Origin of the sequence: Streptomyces sp. MH60 (assembly GCF_002939385.1) — a bacterium.
GTDB lineage: Bacteria > Actinomycetota > Actinomycetes > Streptomycetales > Streptomycetaceae > Streptomyces.
Map to the genome: position 1 here is coordinate 1 of NZ_MULI01000087.1, position 20,958 is coordinate 20,958.

Below are 20,958 nucleotides of genomic sequence, written 5' to 3' on the forward strand. Positions count from 1 at the left end.
AAACCGCCCATCGCGGCCGCCGCCGCGATGAAGATGACGTGCCCGAGATGATCGGGATGAGCCGTCCCGGCTCCTGATCCGGGCGCGTGTGAGGTGCTGGTCATGTGTGCTCCTAGAGAGGACGGTGTCGTGGTCCGTCAGGAATTGATGCCGGGCGAAGGCCGACTGGCGAACCATTCCCGGTAACTCGTCTGCGCGATGAAGGCGTTCGCGTCGGGAAGAAGGTCCGAGGGCCCGAGGCACGTGCCGAAGAAGGGGCTGTGGACGTCCGTGAACACACGGCGGTACTCCGCGTTCGCCGCGAGGGCGGCACGCACGAACGTGTCCAGGCCGATCTTCTCCGGACCGGCGATCTCGTGAACCCCGGTCCTGGGCCGGGACACCGCGGTGTGCGCAAGCAGCATGGCCACGTCCGTCAGAGCTACCGGACGCACGTCGACCGGCGGCACCCATACGATCCAGTCCTCGGTGCCGGCGGTCGCTATCTCCTCGGCCGATTCGAACATCTGGGTGGACCGGAGGACGAAGTGGGGTGTCGCGGACCGCTGGATCATCGATTCCCGGGCTTTGAGAGCTCGGAAGACACCCCTGCTCGCTGCCCGGTCCACTCCGGCCACGGACAGCGCGACGTGGTAGATGACACCGGCTGCTGTCTCCGCCTGGAGCAGCTTCCGGGTCGACCGCAGCCATGAGCCGACGAGGGCATCCTCGTCGATGACGAAGCCCTGGTCCTCGGTGAGCGTCCCGATGGCCAGGGACGGCCGGCACAGGAGGTCGATCACCACTGAGCAGTCTCGCAGGACCTCCGTGACCTCCTCTCGTGTGTACGAGTCGAGACCATGGGGTGCGGAGAGCAGTTCGACCTCGTGCCCGTGATCCCTGACCCAGAGCGCGGTCTCCACGCCGATCAGCCCGCCGTCGTCCCACACAACGACCTTCATTCAGGTACTCCTCCGCCACCGGCCGCGGCGCGCGGAGGTTCTGCCTGGATGCCCAGCAGCAGACCGGTGGACTGGCCCACCTCGATGAGGTAGCCGTCGGGGTCGCGCAGGTAGCAGCGCAGCTCGGCACCACGATCGACGGGCTCGGTGAGGAAGTCGGCTCCTTGAGCGACCGCGTGCGTGTAGAAGGCGGCCAGGTCGGCCACCCGCACGTTGAGGAAGCTGGACACCCGCTCACCGCTTCGGGGGGCCTCCAGCGTGATCCCCGGCTTGTCGGGGGTGGGTCCGCCGCCGGGGTTCATGATGATCCAGCTGTTGGCGACTTTCACCATCGCCGGGTTCTCCGCCATCACCACCTCTCCGCCGAAGACATCGGCGTAGAAGCGCCGGGAGACGGCGACGTCGCGCACCGTGAGGAAGTGCGTGAGCAGGAGGCCGTGTTGCGGTGCGGGCAGCTTCCCTGGTGGTGTCATCGTCCCGTCGTCCCTTCGTCAGCCCGAGCTGTCACGGGTCGACTCCAGAAGCCCGGCCCGTCGGTGTCCACGCGGGTGCCGTGATCGCACCACCTGCGCCTGCGACATGTGACCGGGCCGGGGGTCGATCCGTGACACCTACGATCACTCCTGGCGGAGGAAGTGAGGGGCCGTGGGACGGGCCTTGCCGGCCGAACGCGCCACTGGTGTGTGACACGGCACGCGTCCTGCGTCTCCGAAAGCCCCTCGGCCGTTCGGGCGGGCCCTTCGGAGCCGTCGCGCGGGAAGGGCCCCGGGCGGCGGGGTCAGACGAGTTCCAGTCCGCCGTCGACGGTGATCACCTGACCGGTCGCATGGCGTCCGGCCGGGTCCGCCATGCGGAGGATCCAGTGAGCCACCTCGTCCGCGTGCGCGATGTGGTGGGTCGGAATGCGGTCGCGCTCATAGGCGTACATGTCGTTGGCCGCCTCCGGTGTCAGACCGGCGTGCAACATCACGTCGGTGCGGGTGGGGCCGGGAGCGACCGAGTTGACACGGACACCCTCGCCGGCCAGCTCCAGAGCCCAGCTCCGCGTCAGCTGCTCGATGGCGGCCTTGGTGGCCGAGTAGTGGGCGCCCCCCGCCATCGGGCGGTGCCCGTAGGTGCTGGAGAGGTTGATGATCGACCCCGAGGTCCGGCGCAAGTACGGCAGGGCTTCACGGGCCAGAAGACTGGGCGCGACGACGTTGAGGGCGAGCAGATCGACGATCGTCTGCTCCTCGGCCTCCGCCAGTGGCATGACCGCTGTCGCACCGGCGTTGTTGATCAGGTGGTCGAGGCGTCCCCACCGCTCCACGGCTGTGCCCACCACCTTGCCGGGCGCGTCGTCGCCGCGGATGTCGATCGCCAGGACGTCGATGTTGGTGTGAGCCGCGGCGGTCTCCTTCAACAACTCCTCGCGACGGCCCACTCCGAGCACGCGCGCGCCCGCCTCGGCGAAGGCGACGGCGGTGGCTCGGCCGATGCCGGTCCCCGCGCCGGTGACGATCACGACGTGACCGGAGAACGTCTGCTGAGGATGGTTCTGGGACATCAGGAACCCCTTGTTCGATGTTCGATGTACATAGAACACTATGGCCAGGGGCGACGGGGACGTCAAATGGGGAGGTGGCGACGGCGACCGTGGGAGGCGGGGGCCAAAGCCTGGCCGAGGGCGCGGGAGTTGCTCATGCGCAATGCGGTCGGCACAGCCACTCGATAATCATGTACACATCAAATCAAGGTGCGACACCGGCGGTACGCGTGCGGCGCGGAAATGCTTACCGGGTCAGGCCCGCTCGTCCCGCTCGGTGACGTGGTCTCCGATGCGGTCGGCGACGGCGGCGGACAGCAGCGCCGGCAGGAAGCCGGGAAAGCGGGCCTCCAGGGCGTCGCCCCGCAGCTTCACGAAGCACCGCGTGCCCTCCTGGCGGGTCTGCGTCACGCCCGCCTCACGCAACATCTTCAGGTGATGGCTGAGCGTGGACTTGGCGACGGGAGCGCTGAACTGCCCCCACCCTCTCTCGGCACCGTCGGACAGGATCCGGACGATTCCCAACCGCGTCGGATCGCTGAGCACTCCGAGCAGGCGCGGCAGGGAGATCTCGCTCTCGACGGGCGACGCGTGGTGGTCGGGCATACCGGCCATGCTACCGAACGTTCGGCGCCTGTCGAACAAGGGGGGCGCGCACCAGGGAGCCTCCTCCCACGGGCCGGAGGCGAGCTGCCGCCTGTCAACGGGCGGCGGAGTCGGCTTGCCGGGCAGGGGCGCTCACGCCGTCGTCCGCACCTCCACACAAGTAGCGGAGGAGATCCTTGTCCGTCTCCTCGACATGGAGCTGTCGCACGACCTCCTCGACCGCCTGGCTCAGCAGGGGCGAACCCATCCGCAACACGTCGTGCGCCACGGCGGTGAGCTCGATCTCGACGCTCCGGCGGTCGTTGGACGCGGTGTGCGTGGTGATCAGGCCCCTTTCCTGCAACCGCGAGACCAGGCGGCTGGTGGCGGACTGGCTCAGCCCTGTCCCGTTGGCCAGGTCGCTCAGGTAGAGAAGGCCCGTACCGGCCCGCACTCCGTCGCTCAGGGTGCGCAGGGCGTAGAACTCGCTCACACCCAGACCCAGGTGCCGGTGGAGGTGGCGCTCCATACGGGCTTCGATCCGACGATGGACCCGGGTCAGCCTGTTCCACTGTGTGATCAACGTGGCATCGTCGCTCATGGGCGGTGGCCTCCCTGCTGTCCCCGGCGTGCGACTGCTTGGAGCCGGGCGGTCTCCCGGCACAAGGGAGACAGGACGGAGGCCGTGGATGTGACAACAGATCGCCGCCGGGCGGGAAACAGCCGCCGTGTGTCACGCGGCGTGGCGGGCCGGGAAGTGTGCCGGACCGGCCGGTCTGCGGGACGGCGGCGTCAAGCGGTGCACCCGCTCCTCGGGGACGAGCAGTCGCAGGAGTCCTTCGAGGTCGCCGGTGTCGGCGGCGGTCCTGAACGCGTTGACGAGGCGACGGTGCGACTCGGTGGGGATCGGCCGCTCGCGTTCGCTGTCGAGACGGGCCTGGGCGCGGTGGACCACCACGCGTGCGTTCGGGGCGCTGGTCCGCAGCACCTTCGCCAGCTCCGCGTAGGTGTAGCCGAACCCCTTGCGCAGCACGTAGGCGGCCAGCCGATCGGGCGTCAGCCTGGCCATGAGCAGGCCCAGGGCCGACTCGATCGCCGCGGTCCGCTCGGCGCACTGTATGGGGTCGTCGGAGGTGGCGTGGTCGTCGATGTCGGTGAACCGCGGTTCGGACGGCGTCTCGTGCCGGCGCCGTCCCGATTGGACGACGTTGATCGCCAGGCGGGTGGTGGTCGTGGTCAGGAAGGCGGCCGGGTTCTTGACGTCCGCGCGGTCGGTGAGCTGCCAGCGCACCCACGCCTCCTGCACCACGTCCTCGGCTCCCGAGAGATCGCCGACGATCCGGTAGGCGAGGCGGAACAGTCGTTTCCGCTGGGTCAGGAAAACGTCGAGGGCGGTGTCCAGGTCGCCCTGGGCAGGCCGGGCGGCCGAGGTGCCGGCCGGCGTGGTGGTCTCCGGAGTGGGCACGGACATCGGGACTCCTTCTGGTGAACGGACGCCCCTTCAGGGCGATGGTTCAACCCTCCGTCCGCGGCACCCCCCACCGCGCCCTTGTTGTCCGTAGTCGAGTCCGTGGGGCCCGGGGGCCAGGGGCCTACGGACTCTCAGCCGACCTGCACGATGCCCTCGTCTTTTCTGCCCATGGGCCGGGTGCTCGCCAGGGCACCCGGCAGCGCGCGACGCGAGTTGATCCCGAGCTTCGTGTACACCTTTCGCAGGTGCCACTCCACGGTGTGCGGGCTGATGAACAGCTCCGCGCCGATCCTCGCGTTCGTCATGCCGTCGGCGGCGAGTGCGGCCACCTGTGACTCCTGGGGGGTGAGCGCGCTGATCACCTCGGCCTTCCGCACCCTGACGTGCTCCCCGGTGGCGAGCAGCTCGCGGCGGGCCCGCTCCGCGAAGGCATGCGCCCGCATGCCGTCGAACATCTCGTGAGCCGTACGCAGGTGCTCGCGGGCCAGCGACCGGCGGTGGGTACGGCGCAGCCACTCGCCGTACAGCAGATGGCTACGGGCCACCTCCACGGTGACGCCGCCGCGCCCGAACTCCGCGATCGCCGCCCGGTACAGCCGGTCGGCCTCGTCGCCGTCGGCGAGAAGGGCCTGACTGCGGGCCCTGGCGCCGCGGGCCCAGCCGGAGTCGGCCGCACGGGTGAGACCGACCAGCCGGTCCAGTGAGGCCCTGGCCTGGTCCGTCTCACCGCAGCGCGTGGCGGCCTCGACGTGCTCGACCAGCGACAGGCCGACGAAGTTGAACCCGTCGTGCTCGATGCCGGTGCGCGCGGCCTCCAGTGCCTCCTCGTACCGGGCCAGGCCGTTGTACAGCACTCCCTGGATGTAGCCCGTGGCGCCCAGCAGGGACACCTCGCCCCGCTGGTCGGCCCTCCGCCGGGCCTCCTCGATGGTCCTGGAGGCGACGTCCGCCTCGCCCCGCCACGCGGCCAGCACCAGCGTCGCGTACTTGTGCGGCGCGTGACCGGTCGCGGCGGCGAGGGCGTCGGCCTCGTCGATCATCCTGGCCGCCTCGGCGAAGTCGCCGTAATGGATGTGCACCCCGCCGGCGTAGATGAGGGCCGGTGGCAGCGCGCCGAGGGCGCCGATGTCGCGGGCCAGGCGCACCGCGCGACTGGACAACGTGTCCCATGCGTGCAGGTCCCAGGCGTAGTGGATGAACGCCTCCAGCGCGACCGGTACGAGCAGGAGCCAGCGCACGGTCGACTCCCGTGTGCGCAGCTCTTCGGTGGCCAGTAGTTCCAGGGCGGCGCGCAGCGCCGGCACACCGGTCTCGTACCCGTCCGTGAGGAGCGCGGCCACACCGTCCAGAAGGAGGTCGGCGGCCTCGGAGCCGGAGGGGGGCGCGCCCGACGCGCGGGCGGCGATCGCGGCGGCGCGAGCCCCGGTGGGACCGTGGACACGGCCCGCGAAGATGGTGGCGCTGATCGCCTCCAGGTACGTCTCCCGCGCGAGCGGCGACCCGGCGGCGGTGAACTGCGCGGCCGCGTCGAGGAACAGGGGCGCCGCCTCGTCGCTACGGCTGCGGGCGAAGAGGATCCGGGCCCGCAGCCGCGCCAGGCGAGCGCGGTCCAGGGTGCTGAGGGGACACAGTTCGGCCACCGTCGCGAGCTCCGTGGCCCGGTCGGGTGCCGCGGCGGAGAAGTGCGCCTCCGCCGCCGCCAGGGCGCGGCGCCCTCGTGGCCGGCGGTCCGGTGTCACCTCGGCCGCGCGTTCCAGCAGTACCGCCTCGGCTGCGATGCCCCCGCGCTGCCGGGCGCGGTCGGCCGCGCGTTCCAGCCCGGCGGCGACCTCCTCGTCCGGTCCGTCCGCGGCCTGGGCGGCGTGCCAGGCGCGCCGGTCGGGGTCCAGGACCGGGTCCGTGGCGACGGCCAGGGCCCGGTGCGCATCTCGGCGCGCTTCGGGTGCGGCCTGGTGGTAGACCGCCGAACGGACCAGCGGATGCCGGAACCGGACGGACTCGCCGAACTCGATCAGTCCGGCCGTCTTGGCCGGAGCGGCGAAGGGGGTGAGCTTGAGCGTGGCGGCCGCACGGGCCAACAAGCGGGCGTCGCCGACCGGTTCCGCCGCGGCGATCAGCAGCAGCGTCCGTGTCGCCTCCGGCAGCGACCTGAGCCGGTGGGCGAAGTCCCGCTCGATCCGGGTCGCGACCGGGCCCTGGACTATCGGGTGACCGGACGAGTCCAGGCCGTAGGCCAGTTCGGCGGCGCTGCGGCCTCGGGAGAACTCCAGCAGGGCGAGGGGATTGCCGTGCATCTCGGCCACGAACCGGTCCCGGACCCGCTTCTCCAGTCGTCCGCCGACGGCCTTCTCCAGGAGTTCTTCCGCGGCGGAGGCATCGAGGCCGCCGAGGTGGAGGGCCGGCAGACCGGCCAGGGCGTGCTGTCCTTCGGGGTCGCGTACCGCGAACACCATCGCGACCGCCTCGGCGAGCAGCCTTCTGGCGACGAACTCCAGTGTTTGCAGGGAAACTTGGTCCAGCCACTGCGCGTCGTCGATCAGGACGAGCACCGGTCGCGTCTCCGAGGCCCGGGTGAGCAGTGTGAGCACGGCGAGGCCGACCAGGAAGCGGTCGGGCGGATCCCCGGCCGCCATGCCGAACGCCACGCGCAGGGCTTCACGTTGGGGTTCCGGCAGGTCGTCCAGCCCGTCGAGGAAAGGTGCGCACAGTTGGTGCAGGCTCGCGTAGGGCAGCTCCATGTCGGCCTCGATGCCCTGCGCCCGAGTCACCTTCGTCCGTGACGCCTGCGCGGCCAGGTACTCCAGGAGCACCGTCTTCCCGATGCCCGCCTCGCCGCGGATCACCAGCACCCGGGACCCGCCCTCACGCAGGCCGACCAGCAGGTCGTCGAGTGCCGCGCACTCACGGTGCCGACCGACCAGATCCGGACGCGGGCTGGCGATCATGCGCGTGGCTCCTTAGGTGCTCCGGGGACGGCGAACTCCCGCAACGAATGCCGGAAACGATCCCTTTCACGATACCCGCAGCACAGACCACACCTTGTGTCTACACCTTGTGACACACTTAACAAGAAAAATGTCGCCGAGGCTGTCACACGGAGGCCCGCAACCCGGTCGGCCCCCTCGCGTCGCCCATCCGGCCGGCTCGCCGAGGATGGCGTGAGGACCGTACCTTCACAAGACCGGCAAGAGGGACAGCAGTCGGAGGTTGGTGTGGCTCTCCGTCCCCGGTGTCGCGGTGTAGACCACGAGCCGCTGGGACTGGTCGGGATCGATCAGTGTCTGGCAGTGCAGTTCGAGTGTTCCGACCTGTGGGTGCACGAAGCGCTTGGAGGCGCAGTACGGTCCCAGCACGGGGCGCTGCCGCCACAGGCCGGCGAACTCGGGACTCGCCCGGTTCAGCGCGTCCACGAGCGCGGCGGCACCCGAGTCGCCCCCGTCGCGGGAGTAGGCGCTGTGGAGGTCGGCCACCATGAGGCGGCTCTGCTCGGCGTGATCGCTCGCGGGGTGGACCAGACGGGCGGCAGGGTCCGTGAACCAGCGGTAGTGGGAACTGCGGGCCAGCCCCGTGTGGGCGGTCTGGTCACCCAGCAGGGCCATCGCGGGGCGTGTCTGGCTCAGCGTCTCGCCCAGGTGGTTCATCACCTGGGCGGGAGTGTCCTCCAGGCGGTCCAGGATGCGCATCATCCCGGGGGCGACGTGATCGCCGCGTCGCGCACGGCGCGGCAGGGCGTGCCCGGCGAGCTGGAAGAGGAGATCGCGCTCCTCCAGTGACAGGCGCAGGCCGCGGGCCATCGCGGTGAGCATCTGCTCCGAGGGGTGCGGGCCTCGCGGCTGCTCCAGCCGGCTGTAGTAGTCCACCGACATGTCGCACAGGGCCGCGACCTCCTCGCGGCGCAGTCCTCCGGTTCGCCTGCGGCGGCCGCGCGGCAACCCGACGTCCTCGGGTTGCAGGGCCGCGCGGCGCGCCCGCAGGAACGCGGCCAGCGCCGCGCGGTCCGCCATGATCGTCCTTTCGCACGGGGCCGTGCCGCCCCGCTTCGAGCGCACCGCCACGGTTCAGTGGATCAACGAGATGTCAAGCACGTGCCAACGAATCAACGTCGCACCCGGGTTGCCTCATTCCCGACTAACAGTGTGTTCCCCGCGGAAACGGTGGCAGGGTGCGTCAGCGTGTGATCGCCTTGGTCTCCAGGAACTCCTCAAGACCCGCACGGCCCATCTCCCGGCCGTTGCCGGACTGCTTGTATCCGCCGAAGGGCGCCTGGAAGTTGTGCCGGCCGCCATTGACGTCGACCTGGCCGACACGCAGGCGCATGGCGATCGCCATGGCGTGGTCCTCGTCTCCGGTCACCGCGGCGTTGAGACCGTAGACCGTGCCGTTGGCGATCTCGACAGCGTGATCGTCGTCGGTGTAGGGGATGACGACCAGGACGGGGCCGAAGATCTCCTCCTGGGCGATGACCGACTCCGGTGCGACGTCGGAGAAGATCGTGGGCCTGACGTAGGCGCCGGTCCCGAAACCCTCCGGACGGCCGGGGCCGCCCGTCACGAGGGTGGCGCCGTCGGCGATGCCGCGCCGGATGTAGCCGTCGACGCGTCGGCGCTGGGTCTCCGAGGCGAGTGGTCCGATCCCCGTGGCCTCGGCGGCGGGATCACCGACCACGTACTCCTGGGCGGCGGTCCGGAGCTTGTCGACCACGGTCGCCTGAAGATCCTCGGGCACGAGCATGCGCACGTAGGCACCGCAGGCCTGGCCGGCGTTGGCCCAGGCCAAGGCGAGTCCGCGGGTGACGGCGGAGTCGAGGTCGGCCTCGGGAAGGATGATGTGGGCCGCCTTGCCGCCCAGTTCGAGTGCGACCCGCTTCACCGTCTCGGAGGCTGCGCCGGAGACGCTCTTGCCGGCGCGGGTGGACCCGGTGAAGGAGATCATGTCGATCTTCGGGTGGCGGGACAGGGCCTCACCGACAACCGGACCGGTCCCCTGCACCACATTGAACACACCGTTCGGCAGCCCGGCCTCCGTCGCGATCTCCGCGAACATACGGGCGCTGAGGGGAGACATCTCCGAGGGCTTGAGGACGACGCTGTTGCCCGCCAGCATCGCCGGGACCACCTTCGTCACCAACTGCTGCAGCGGGAAGTTCCACGGGGTGATGGCCCCCACCACTCCGATGGGCTCGCGGACGACGAGCGAGTTCTCGACCGTCTCCGTCCACTCGAACTGCTCGGCCGCGGCGATCGCGGCCAGAACGGACGCGACCGGGAATCCGACCTGCGCCTGCCGGGAGAAGGCTATGGGGGCGCCCATCTCCAGGGTGATGGTGGCCGCCAGTTCCTCGCTCCGCTTCTGCAGGCCCTCGGCCAGGCGCCGCATGACGTCCGCCCGGTGCTGCGGGGGCTTCGAGGCCCATCCGGGGAAGGCGGCGACCGCGGCGTCGACTGCCATGTCCACGTCGTCGGCGGTGGCCTCGTGCAGGTGGGCGATGATCGATTCGTCGGCGGGGTTCACGACGTCGATCAACAGTCCGGAGCCGGTGACGGCACGGCCGTCGATCCAGTGGGAAGGAGTCGGGAAAGGAGTCCTGGGGCTTTCGTTCATGTCGCCCAGCGAACACCGCGCGGCGCGGGACATCCATGCTCTCCCGTGCCCATGATCCGGGTCACAGGACCGGGCGAGCGTGGCACTGCCGTGGGACGTCCTGGCTGCGGCGCGAGGCGCCGCCCGCCGCTCCCCGCCCTCACCACGAGGGCGTGGCCGACCGGTCGCCGGGGCCGTCCAGGCCCGTGTGCCCGAGGGCGTCCAGCGTGATCCTGCGGATTTCCAGGTCCTCCGCCGTCACGGACCCGCCGCCCCGCGCCTGCCTCTCCTGGACACTGTTGGCGCGCGCCAGGGCGGCACGCACCGCTCGGGAGACGTCACCGGCGCCGTCCACCACGTAGTACATCCGGACCACGCGGGAATCGGTGGACCGGAACGGCACGCCGATCAGCCACTTCTCGGGCTGTGCGAACCCGTGGGGCCCTGTCTCCGTGGTGCCCGAAGGGCTGGAACGGTCCATCGCGGTCAGCATGTGAGGTCGTCTCCTCTCGGCTTCCGATGCCGGGCCGGAGGGGCCGGCGCCGGAACACCGGCGCGAGTAGCAAGAAAGCGTTCTGCCCTCTTGATGAGACGGATCTCCGTTCTGTGACAACCGCCGCGGAGACGGCCGCGGAAGCCGCCCCGGCTCCGGCCGCAGGCTGTGTTGTTATGCTCGCCGCGTGTGGGGGGCTGCGTGAGCGGGGACGGTCCGGAACGGCTGCGTGGTCGGCGCCGTGAGTACGACGTGCTGGACGGGCTGGTCTCGGAGGTGGAGGCCGGTCGCAGTGCCGTGCTGGTTCTGCGCGGCGACGCCGGCATCGGGAAGTCCGCCCTCCTGGATCACCTGGCGGCACGCGTCACCGCGCACCGGGTCGCCCGTGGAGCGGGTGCCGAGTCGGAGATGGAGCTTCCGTTCGCGGGACTGCACCAGTTGTGCGCGCCCTTCCTAGGGCACGCCGGCTCCCTCCCGGCGCCGCAGGCGGAAGCGCTGGCAACGGCGTTCGGGGTGAGCGCGGGGCCGCCCCCGGACAGGTTCCTGGTCGGTCTGGCCGTGCTCGGGCTGCTGACCGACGTGGCCGCCCGGCGACCGCTGTTCTGCCTCGTGGACGACGCCCAGTGGCTCGACCGGGTTTCCGCGCAGACGCTGGCGTTCGTGGCGCGGAGGATGCTCGCCGAACCGCTGGCTCTGCTCTTCGCCACCCGTGAGCAGCGGGGACGCGACGACCTGGCCGGCCTGCCCGAGCTGACGCTGCGCGGTCTGGACGACGCCGACGCCCGTGCGCTGCTGGACGCCGGCGCCGAAGGCCCGATGGACGAGCGGATCCGCGACCGCGTCCTCGCCGAGGCTCGCGGCAATCCCCTCGCACTGCTGGAACTCCCCCACGGCCGCGTCGACGCGGAAGCGGTCGAGGGGTCCGCCGCGCACGGTCCCGGAAGGGTGACCGGCCGTATCGAGCGGAGCTACCTCGCGCGGGTCCGCTCGCTCCCGGAGCCGACGCAGCGCCTGCTGCTGGCGGCCGCCGCCGAGCCGGTCGGTGACGTGTCGCTGCTCAGGAGCGCCGTCGAGCGACTGGGCGTCGACCCGGACGCGGTGGAGCCGGCGGTGACGGCGGGGCTGCTCGACGTCGGCACGCTGGTGCGTTTCCGGCATCCGTTGCTGCGCTCCGCGATCTACCGGTCGGCCGGGCTCGCGGAGCTGCGGGAGGTGCACCGGGTGCTGGCCGAAGCGACGGACCCCCACCTCGACCCCGACCGCCGTGCCTGGCACCTCGCGCGGGCCACGGTCCGGCCGGACGAGGCCATCGCCGCGGAGCTGGAGTCGTCCGCCGGACGGGCGCGGGCGCGAGGCGGCACCGCCGCGGCGGCCGCGTTCCTCGCCCACGCGGCCGTACTGACGCCGCACCCGCGGCGCAAGGCGACGCGTGCCCTCGCCGCGGCTCAGGCGAAGCTGCGCGCCGGTGCCCCCGCCGCGGCGCGCGACCTGCTGGAGCTGGCACGGACCGGCACGCTCGACGAACTCGGCCGGGCCCGCGCGGATCTCGTCGAGGCCCGGATCTCCTTCACCTCCAGCCGCGTGGACGAAGCGCTCCCCAGGCTGTTGGCCACCGCGCGACGCCTGGTCCCGCTCGATGTGGGCCTGGCCCGCGAGACCTTCCTGGACACCCTGTCGGCCGCCATGTTCGCCGGACGCCTCGCTTCCGAAGCGCACGTGCACGAGGTGGCGGCAGCCGCGCGCGGGACGACCCCGCCCCGCACGGGACCGCCGCGCAACGCCGATCTGCTGCTGGACGCCCTCACCACCCGTTTCCTCGACGGGTATCGCGAAGCGGTCACCGTCTCGCGCGACGCGGTACGCGCGTTCCGCAGGGAGGCCGAGCCCGACGAGGTACTGCGCTGGTCATGGGCGGCCTCGGCACTGGCGGCCGAGATGTGGGACCACGAGGGCTGGACGGAACTGGTCACCCGCCACGTGCGCACCGCCCGTGCCGTCGGGGCGCTGACCGAGTTGCCGCTCGCGCTCAATTCACGGGTGGTCGTCCACACGACCGCCGGTGAACTGGACGCGGCGGCGCTGCTCATCGCCGAGACCGGCCGGGTCCAGGAGGCGGTCGGCAGCGGCTTCTCGCCGTACGGCACGATGACGCTCGCCGCCTGGCAGGGGCACGTGAGCGAGGCGGCGCCGCTGATCAAGGCCGGCACGGAGGAGGCCCTCGGCCGCGGTGAGGGCATCGGGGTGGCCGTCGCGTGCCGGGCAGAGGCCGTGCTCCTCAACGGCCTGGGCAGGTACGAGGAGGCGCTGGAAGCCGCCCGTCGGGCGAGCGCGCACCCGCAGGACCTGATCGCGGCCGGCTGGGGGCTGGTGGAGGTGGTGGAGGCCGGGGCGCGCAGTGGCCGGCTCGACATGGCCGAGGCGGCCCTGGTCCGGCTGACCCGGGACACGGACGCCGCCGCCACGGACTGGGCCCTGGGCGTGCAGACGCGCTGCCGCGCCCTGCTCAGTGACGGCACGGCGGCCGACGAGCTGTACCGGGAGTCGATCGAGCGGCTCGGTCGCACCCGGGCCGCCATGGAGACGGCCCGGGCGCGTCTGCTGTACGGGGAGTGGCTGCGTCGGGAGGGCCGCCGCGCCGACGCCCGTGCGCAGTTGCGGACGGCCCACGGCCTGTTCACCCGGTTCGGCGCGCAGGCGTTCGCCGAACGCGCCGTCCGCGAACTGCGGGCCACCGGCGAGACGGTGGTTCGCCGCGACACTGCCGCCGTGGCGGCGCTCACCCCTCAGGAGAGTCAGATCGCGCGCCTGGCCCGGGAGGGGCTCACCAACTCCGAGATCGGCGCCCAGTTGTTCCTGAGCCCGCACACCGTGGAATGGCATCTGCGGAAGGTGTACGCCAAGTTGGGCATCACCTCCCGGCGCCTCCTGGGCACGGTCCTGTGAGTGGCGCTGCCCGACCGGCTGTCAGGCCGCCCGGGGGGACGCGCTGGTGACGGGACACGCGCGCCGGCTGTGGCACCCCCTCGCCGGCCGAAGTGTCACACCCGCCCGCGCCGCTCGGTCACTGCGGAAGAGGGACCTGTCGGATCCCGCCCCGGTCCCCGTCCCCGGCCGAGAGGAAGACCCATGACCACGCGCATCGTGACCGTCGCCGAAGGCGGACGGCTCACCCGTTCCGTCTCGATCGGCACGCACCACCTGACCGCCGACGAACCCGAGCCCATCGGCGCCGACGAGGGCCCCACCCCGGGCGAGCTGCTGCTGGCCGCGCTGGGGTCCTGCACCTCCATGGCCGTGCGGGCTCTGGCGGACCGGCACGACTGGCCACTGGAGCGGATCGACGTGGCCGTGCGCTTCGGGAAGCAGGGTCACATCGTCAAGAACATCGGGCTGACCGGCGACCTGGAGCCCGCTCAGCGGGAGCAGTTGCTGGCGGCGGCCGGGCGCTGTCCGGTCCACCGCCTGCTGACCGGGGAGGCGAAGATCGTCACGGTGCCCGCGCTGCTGGCGGAACCGGAGGCGTCGCACGTCTGAGCCGGCCTTCGTCGGGCGGGTCAGGGCGTGGTCGCCATCGCCTCCAGCCGCATCGAGCCGATCTCCTTGCGGGAGGAGACGCCGAGTTTCGCGAAGACCTTGCGCAGATGCCATTCGACCGTGTGCGGGCTGAGGAAGAGCCGTGCGCCGATCTCCGGGTTGGTGAAGCCTCCCTGCACGAGCCGGGCGATCTCGACCTCCTTCGCGGTGAGGACCGCGGTCTCCGCCGGAACGCGGCCGCGCACCTTGACACCGGCGGCCTTCAGCTCACGTCGGGCGCGTTCCGCGAACGCCTCGGCCCCAGCCGCGTCGAACATCTCGTGTGCCTCGCTCAGCCGGGTACGTGCCTGCGCCCGTCGCCGTTCCTGGCGCAGCCACTCACCGTGCCGAAGCCGTGCGCGGGCGCTGTCCATCCGGACCCCGGCCGTGTCGAGCCGCTCGATCGCTTCCCGGTGCAGTGCGTCGGCCGTCTCGCCCTCGCTCAGCAGGGCGCGCGCGGCGGCGGAGATGCCGAGCGCCCAGGGGGTGCCGCTGACCTGGGCCATCATCTCGATCGTCCGTACGGCCTCGGCGGCCCGCTCGGTACGCCCGAGGCGCACGGCCGCTTCGACGAGTTCGACCCGGGACTGGAGGGACAGGCCCAGCTCCTGCGGGTTCTCACAGCCCCGCTCGGCCGCGGCGTATGCCTCCTCGTACCTGCCGAGGCCGTTGTAGAGGACGGCGGCGGCCCATTGGGTGGCCGTCGTCACCTTGCCCTCACCGCGCAGGAGGCGGTCCTGGGTGAGGGTCTCGATCGCTTGCCGGGTGGTCGACTCCCGCCCTCTGAAGGGCTCCAGGACGAGTGCGCCGTAGTGGGCGAAGAAGCTGCTGCCCGTGGCTTCGCCGATCGCGCTCGCCTCCACGGTGAGGGAGGCGGCGCCGTGCAGGTCGCCGGCGAACACCCGGTTCGACAGGCGCAGCAGAAGGGCGGAGGGCAGCACGGCGAGCGCTCCGTTGTCGCGGGCGAGGTCGACCAGCCGCGCCGACAGCTCGGACCAGGCGGCGAAGTCCCAGGTGTTGTGGGACATGCGGCATGCGAACGGCAGCCAGCCCAGGCCGTCCTCCCGGGAGAGTTCCCCTTCCCGGAACGCCGCCACGGCGTCCAGGAGGATCGGCGCGCCGACCGCGTAGCCCTCGGTCACCACCCGGGCGAGGCCGGTCAGAAGGCGGGTCTCCCGGCTCTCGGTACCGGAGCGGCCCGGCGTGCTGAGCACCGCCTCGGCGACGTCGCCGACCCCGCCCGTGGCCAGCCGGCCCGCGGTCAGAGCCGCGTAGACGGCGTCCCGGTACGTCTGGTCGGCGAGTGCGGAGTCGAACGGCTGGAGCCGCTTCGCCGCTTCGAGCAGCAGCGGCAGTCCGGCGCTGGCGCTCTTGGCCGCCGACATGATCTGGCCGCGCAGCAGGGTCGCGCGTCCGGCTCCGACCTCGTCGAGGTGACTCAGCTCCGCCGCGTCGACCAGTTCCCGCGCGGCGTCGAAGGCGCCCGCCTGGTACTTCGCCCGGGCCGCGGCCAGTGCCCTGGCTCCGCGGCGCACCGGATCGGGTGTCAGCCCGGCGGCTCGGTCCAGGAAGGCCGCCGCCGCGGCGACACCACCGCGCGCCTGCGCCCGCCCGGCGGAGCTCTCCAGTTCGGCGGCGACGTCCTCGTCCGGGCCCGTCGTGGCACTCGCGAGGTGCCAGACGCGGCGTTCGGGATAGAGCGTCGCGTCGATCGACTCTGCCAGGGCCGCGTGCACGCGCCGGCGTTCCTCGAACCCGACGGCGCGGTACGCCGCGGAGCGCACCAGTGGGTGGCGGAAGCGGACCCAGGTGCCGAGGGTCATCAGACCCGCGGCCTCGGCTTCGGTGGCGGCGCGGTCCGCGTCGATGCCGAGACGCTCGGCGGCGCTCCGCAGCAGGGACACATCGCCGACCGGTTCGGTGGCGGCGATGAGCAGCAACTGTTGCGTCGGCGCCGGGAGGGACCGGATGCGGCGGAGGAATCCCGCCTCGATCTGACTGGACAGGGGACGGGTCTCCGGTACGCCGAACCCCCCGGCCATTTCGAGGAGGGTCAGTCCGCGCGGCAGCTCCACCAGGGCAAGCGGGTTGCCGCGCGTCTCGGCGATGATGCGGTCGCGTACCCGCCGGTCGAGCGGACCGGTGACGACCGAGTCGAGCAGCTCGCGGGAATCACGCTCGCCGAGTCCGCGCACGGCGAGCTCCGGGAGGTCGGCGAACACCTCGCGGGAGCCGGACTCGCGGACGGCCAGGACCAGCAGGACGGGTTCGGCGAGCAGCCGTCGGGCGACGAACTCCAGCGTCTGGGCCGAGACGCGGTCCAGCCACTGCGCGTCGTCGACCAGACACAGCAACGGCTCGTCGCCGACGGCGGCGGCGAGCAGGCTCAGCGTGGCCAGGCCGACCAGGAACCGGTCGGGAGCGTCACCGAGCTGCATGCCGAAAGCCGTACGCAGGGCGTTGCGCTGCGGTTCGGGGATGCCTTCGAGGTGGGCGAGCAGCGGTGCGCAGAGCTGGTGCAACCCGGCATAGGAGAGCTCCATCTCGGACTGCACGCCGACCGCCCTGACGACGTGGCACCCGGTGGCCCGGTCGAGCAGGTGGTTCAGCAGCTCGGTCTTGCCGATGCCCGCCTCACCGCGCACCACCAGCACTCCGCTGCGGCCGGCTCTGGCCTGCGCGAGGAGGTCGTCCAGGACCTCGCACTCGTCCTGCCGTCCGATGAGCTCGGTCCGTGCGCCGTCCCTCACCATGGCAGCCTCCCGGCTGTCACGATACCCCGGCGTTTCACTTTCCGTAGACCTGTCTCAAACTGATTGCCGAGGCCGGCGCGCAGGCACTCGGGACCCCGTGGGTCCGAGGCTCCGGCCCGCGCCCGCCTCTGCCTTCTTCCGCGTGCCTGTCTTCCCGGCCTCCCGTTCCGGCCGGGGGCCCGCTGGCCGGAACCCGCCGCTACGGATCCTGCGCCGACCTGGTGCCGCGTCGGTGGATCAGGCCATCGATCCCACGACGACCGCCGTGCACACGAAGATCGTCAGGCCGATCGCGGTCATGGCGATCAGCGTGCCTCGCAGCCAGCGGCCGAACCGGATGCGGTGCGCCGCCTCGGCCGCGCCGATGCGCTCCGCGATGTGCTCGGTCACCATGCGGGCGACGTATTTCTGTTCCTCCAGATACCACCGCTCCAGGTCGCTCCTCTGCCCGTGGGTCAGCCCGTCGGTCCTCGCCGTGAAGGCGGACACCCGCCGGCGAGCGGCGCTGAGGTGCGCCTCGCGGTAGAGATACTCCTGTATGTCGGCCAGCCCGCGAGCGGCCTGCTTGCTCGTGTTCATGAGGTTCTCCCGTGTCACTCCGGTTGGGACGTGACGTGGCGCCGCGGCGGGCGCGGTACCGGTGGGCCGCCGTCGGCCTCCCGGGGGCGGCGGCCCACCGTCCGCTCAGCCGGTCGCCTGCGCCGCCTCGTTGATCAGCCGGGCGACCTCGCCCGGACGCGACACGCTGACCGCGTGGGAAGCGGCGACGTGCACCACCGTGGCCTTGGCGCGCTCGGCCATGTACGTCTGCGCCTGGGCCGGGATGTTGCGGTCCTCCGAGGCCACGAGGACCCAGGACGGGATGTCCTTCCACGCCGGGGCCGAGGCGCCCTCCGCCAGCGCGGCGTCGGCGACGGGCCGCTGGGTGGCCGCCATGACCGCCGCGGTCTCCTCCGGGACGTCGGCGGCGAACTGCTGGTGGAACCTGTCCTGCTCGATGTAGAGGTCCGCGGCCCGGCCGCCGCCGGGGAGCGTGACCGGCACCGGGCGGAGCGTCTCCCCGAGGGTGCTGCCCGGGAACTCGCCGGACAGGGCGACCGCGCTCTCGCCCTCGTCCGGCAGGAACGCCGCGACGAACACGAGAGCCTTGACGTGGTCGAGTCCCGTCGCGGCGTTGCTGATGACCGAGCCGCCGTAGGAGTGCCCGGCGAGGACCACGGACCCGTCGATGGACTCCAGGAGCTGTCTGACGTACGCGCTGTCCTCGGTCAGCCCCCGCAGCGGGTTGCTCGCGGCCACCACCGGGTAGTCGTGCGACCGGAGCTTCTCGACGACGCCGTTCCAGCTGGACGAGTCCGCGAACGCGCCGTGCACGAGGACGATGGTCGGTTTCTGTGCACTCATGAGAGTGGCCTTTCCGGATCAGTCGGTGCCGAGGGCCTTGCGCAGAACGTGGATCGCCTGCTCGATCGCGGCGGTGGAGGCCTGCGTTCCGCGGACCGGGTTCAGCATCATGAAGTCGTGCAGGCTGGCGTTGTAGCGGACGCTCGTGGTCGGCACCCCGGCCTGGATCAGCTTGCGGGCGTACGCCTCGCCCTCGTCGCGCAGCACGTCGTTCTCGTCGACCGCGACGAACGCCGGCGGCAGACCCCGGAGGTCCTCCAGGGTGGCACGCAGCGGCGAGGCCGTGATCTGGTCGCGCTCCGCCGGATCCGTGGTGTACGCGTTCCAGAACCACTCCATGGCCTTCGCGGTCAGGTGCGGTCCGTGCGCGAAGACGCGGTAGCTCTCGGTGTCCTGCCCGGCGTCGGTGACGGGGTAGTAGAGGGACTGGTGCAGGAAGGTCACGTCCCCGCGCCGCTTGGCCATGTGGGTGAGGGCGGCGCTCATGTTGCCGCCGACGGAGTCACCGGCGACGACCATGCGGGAGCCGTCCAGGTCCTCGTCGGCGCCCTTGGTGGTGACCCACCGGGCGGTGGCATAGGCCTGCTCGATGGCGACGGGGTACTTCGCCTCCGGGGAGCGGTCGTACTCGACGAAGACCACGGCCGCCTCCGCGCCCACGGCCAGCTCGCGCACCAGACGGTCGTGGGTGCCGGCGTTCCCGAGGATCCAGCCGCCGCCGTGCACGTAGAGGACGACGGGCAGCACGCCGGTGGCGCCGGCGGGCTTGACGATGCGCACCCGCACGTCGCCGACCTGGGCGGGCACGGTGATCCACTTCTCGTCCACCTCCGGCTTCTCCACCGGCCCGGACTGGACGTCGTCGAGCAGCTTGCGGGCTCCCTCGACGCCGAGTTCGTACAGCAACGGGGGCTTGGCGGTGGCGTCGGCGAACTCCTGCGCGGCGGGCTCGAGAACGATGTCGCTCATGGTCGCTCCTTGAGGTGGTGGGGCTTTTGGATGGCTTTCCACCTCATGAGACCGTGTGGGGAGGCGATGTGTGACGTGTCGGGCCCCGCGCAACGGATTTCGCTAGTCGGAGGCCACCCGGGTGGGATCCACCGGCCTCGGCAGCAGGGAGCCGTCGACGTAGAGGTCGACGTGCTCGTTGTAGAACGCGGTCAGTCCTGCGATGCGGTTGGCGTGGATGGTCGGGAAGTCGTACGTCCAGGCGATGTCCTCGTGGGAGCCGGTGTCGCTGTCGAACGACCAGTAGTCGCTCGTCGTCCCCTTGTAGGGGCACCGGGTCACCGTGTCCGAGTGCCGCAGCAGGGACCAGTCGATGTTCATGGGGTCGAGGTAGTAGCGGGTCGGCAGACCGGTCTCGAAGAGCTTCACGCAGCCGGAGGCTTCCGCCAGCACGACGCCGTCCACCTCGACCCGGACGGTGCTGCGCGAACGCAGCGCGTCCACCCGCGAGTACGGGCTCCGCGGATGGACGAAGACCGGCTCGTCCTCCTCGAACCAGGAGTCCAGCGCCTCCCATTCGAAACGCACCGTGTCACGCAGGGCTTCGGGGGAGCCCTCCCCCCAGACCCAGGCCGCCCCCGCACGGACCTCCGGGCCGACCCGCAGGGTGTGGCGGTGGGCGGGCCCGGCACCGAGCTGCTCGGTGTGCTTGTCGTCGTCGAGCACACCCTCCACCAAGTCCTCGATCGGGATGCTGAACTGCGGGTACGCCTGCCACTCCCACACGTACAGCGCGCGGCGGGTGTCGAAGACGACACGGCCTGCGACCATCCCCCGGATGCGGCGGGGAACGGGCTCGACGTGTCCGATCGGGACGATGAGACTCGGGTGCAGGACGCTCTCGGTAGCCATGGTGATCACCTTGGGTTCGCTGATGGTGCGCTCGCCGTACCCGGGGCCCGGGAGGGCGGCGCCGACTCGGGCCGACGGGCCTGGTCCACTCGTTCGATGCTATCGCCCGCACCCGGCGACCACACCGAATGCGGGCCGCGATGCGCCTTTCTTCACACGGTGTGCCCAGAGGTGTGTCATGCCTGCGGACTCCGAGACCGGGGAACGGAAGGTGCCGAGCGTGCGGGCGGATTCGGTTGTCACAGAACGCGCGGGCACCCGGTCAATGGTCCGTAACCGTTCCCCCCTTGAGGAGATACGTCATGGACGCGCGCATCGACTACTTCGGCAACGCCCTCGCGGGCAAGGTCATGAAGCACCTGAACTCGGCCGGAGCGGCGATCCAGGCCGCTCTGCCGGTCGCCACTCAGGAACTGGTGAAGATCCGGGCCAGCCAGATCAACGGCTGCGGCTTCTGCACGGACATGCACACCAAGGACGCCACCGCGGCGGGTGAGGACCAGCAGCGGCTGAACCTGGTGGCCGTGTGGCGCGAGGCCACGGTCTTCTCGGACGCCGAGCGCGCGGCCCTGGCGGTGACCGAGCAGGGAACCCGCATCGCGGACGCCGCCGGCGGTGTCTCGGACGAGGTGTGGGCCGAGGCCGCGAAGCACTACGACGAGGACCAGCTCGCCGCGCTGATCTCGCTGATCGCCGTCATCAACGCCTACAACCGCATCAACGTCATCAACCAGCAGCCCGCGGGCGGTTACCAGCCCGGCATGTTCGGCTGA

General features: G+C 71.5%; 18 protein-coding genes. 3 read left to right on the forward strand and 15 right to left on the reverse strand.

Annotated elements, in window-relative coordinates:
- Positions 1–137 precede the first annotated feature (137 nt).
- The 10 genes from BZZ08_RS32995 to BZZ08_RS33040 form a co-directional block, all read right to left on the reverse strand.
- On the reverse strand, positions 138–941 hold the full coding sequence (locus tag BZZ08_RS32995; protein ID WP_104635871.1) for an SDR family oxidoreductase: 804 nt from the start codon (positions 939–941) through the stop codon (positions 138–140).
- On the reverse strand, positions 938–1,414 hold the full coding sequence (locus tag BZZ08_RS33000; protein ID WP_104635872.1) for a VOC family protein: 477 nt from the start codon (positions 1,412–1,414) through the stop codon (positions 938–940). Before BZZ08_RS33000 ends, BZZ08_RS32995 begins: the two co-directional genes overlap by 4 nt.
- A gap of 305 nt (positions 1,415–1,719) precedes the next feature.
- Positions 1,720–2,487: an SDR family NAD(P)-dependent oxidoreductase gene (locus BZZ08_RS33005; protein WP_104635873.1), complete on the reverse strand. Its 768-nt coding sequence runs from the start codon at positions 2,485–2,487 to the stop codon at positions 1,720–1,722.
- A 234-nt stretch (positions 2,488–2,721) separates the two neighbouring features.
- A complete protein-coding gene (locus BZZ08_RS33010) occupies positions 2,722–3,072 on the reverse strand; it encodes an ArsR/SmtB family transcription factor (RefSeq protein ID WP_104635892.1) in 351 nt (116 codons plus the stop codon).
- A gap of 94 nt (positions 3,073–3,166) precedes the next feature.
- On the reverse strand, positions 3,167–3,652 hold the full coding sequence (locus BZZ08_RS33015) for a MarR family winged helix-turn-helix transcriptional regulator (protein WP_104635874.1): 486 nt from the start codon (positions 3,650–3,652) through the stop codon (positions 3,167–3,169).
- Between the two features lie 132 nt (positions 3,653–3,784).
- Positions 3,785–4,522, reverse strand: a complete 738-nt coding sequence (locus BZZ08_RS33020) for a sigma factor (RefSeq protein ID WP_104635875.1) — start codon at positions 4,520–4,522, stop codon at positions 3,785–3,787.
- A 131-nt stretch (positions 4,523–4,653) separates the two neighbouring features.
- A complete protein-coding gene (locus tag BZZ08_RS33025) occupies positions 4,654–7,467 on the reverse strand; it encodes a helix-turn-helix transcriptional regulator (protein WP_104635876.1) in 2,814 nt (937 codons plus the stop codon).
- Positions 7,468–7,695: 228 nt separating this feature from the next.
- The gene (locus BZZ08_RS33030; protein WP_104635877.1) at positions 7,696–8,526 is read right to left on the reverse strand and encodes a helix-turn-helix transcriptional regulator; all 831 of its coding nucleotides are present in this window, start codon (positions 8,524–8,526) and stop codon (positions 7,696–7,698) included.
- A gap of 163 nt (positions 8,527–8,689) precedes the next feature.
- The gene (locus tag BZZ08_RS33035; RefSeq protein WP_104635878.1) at positions 8,690–10,156 is read right to left on the reverse strand and encodes an aldehyde dehydrogenase family protein; all 1,467 of its coding nucleotides are present in this window, start codon (positions 10,154–10,156) and stop codon (positions 8,690–8,692) included.
- A gap of 106 nt (positions 10,157–10,262) precedes the next feature.
- Entirely contained in the window at positions 10,263–10,595 is a 333-nt protein-coding gene (locus tag BZZ08_RS33040; RefSeq protein WP_104635879.1) for a hypothetical protein, read from the reverse strand.
- 201 nt (positions 10,596–10,796) lie between these two features.
- On the opposite strand from BZZ08_RS33040, the gene BZZ08_RS33045 reads away from it, so the two are divergent.
- Both BZZ08_RS33045 and BZZ08_RS33050 read left to right on the forward strand, forming a co-directional pair.
- Positions 10,797–13,538: an ATP-binding protein gene (locus BZZ08_RS33045; RefSeq protein ID WP_198601836.1), complete on the forward strand. Its 2,742-nt coding sequence runs from the start codon at positions 10,797–10,799 to the stop codon at positions 13,536–13,538.
- Between the two features lie 183 nt (positions 13,539–13,721).
- On the forward strand, positions 13,722–14,129 hold the full coding sequence (locus BZZ08_RS33050) for an OsmC family protein (RefSeq protein WP_104635881.1): 408 nt from the start codon (positions 13,722–13,724) through the stop codon (positions 14,127–14,129).
- A 20-nt stretch (positions 14,130–14,149) separates the two neighbouring features.
- Here the strand turns inward: BZZ08_RS33050 and BZZ08_RS33055 are convergent, their stop codons facing one another.
- The 5 genes from BZZ08_RS33055 to BZZ08_RS33075 form a co-directional block, all read right to left on the reverse strand.
- Positions 14,150–16,921: an ATP-binding protein gene (locus BZZ08_RS33055; RefSeq protein ID WP_104635882.1), complete on the reverse strand. Its 2,772-nt coding sequence runs from the start codon at positions 16,919–16,921 to the stop codon at positions 14,150–14,152.
- A 237-nt stretch (positions 16,922–17,158) separates the two neighbouring features.
- On the reverse strand, positions 17,159–17,500 hold the full coding sequence (locus BZZ08_RS33060; protein WP_104635883.1) for a hypothetical protein: 342 nt from the start codon (positions 17,498–17,500) through the stop codon (positions 17,159–17,161).
- Positions 17,501–17,605: 105 nt separating this feature from the next.
- Positions 17,606–18,325, reverse strand: coding sequence for an alpha/beta fold hydrolase (locus BZZ08_RS33065; RefSeq protein ID WP_104635884.1), 720 nt, complete (start codon positions 18,323–18,325; stop codon positions 17,606–17,608).
- 18 nt (positions 18,326–18,343) lie between these two features.
- Entirely contained in the window at positions 18,344–19,294 is a 951-nt protein-coding gene (locus BZZ08_RS33070) for an alpha/beta hydrolase (protein WP_104635885.1), read from the reverse strand.
- A gap of 102 nt (positions 19,295–19,396) precedes the next feature.
- Positions 19,397–20,185 carry a DUF427 domain-containing protein gene (locus BZZ08_RS33075; protein WP_104635893.1) on the reverse strand — a complete coding sequence of 263 codons (789 nt, stop codon included), beginning with the start codon at positions 20,183–20,185 and terminating at the stop codon, positions 19,397–19,399.
- 302 nt (positions 20,186–20,487) lie between these two features.
- Between BZZ08_RS33075 and BZZ08_RS33080 the strand changes: the two genes are divergently transcribed.
- Positions 20,488–20,958: a carboxymuconolactone decarboxylase family protein gene (locus BZZ08_RS33080; protein WP_104635886.1), complete on the forward strand. Its 471-nt coding sequence runs from the start codon at positions 20,488–20,490 to the stop codon at positions 20,956–20,958.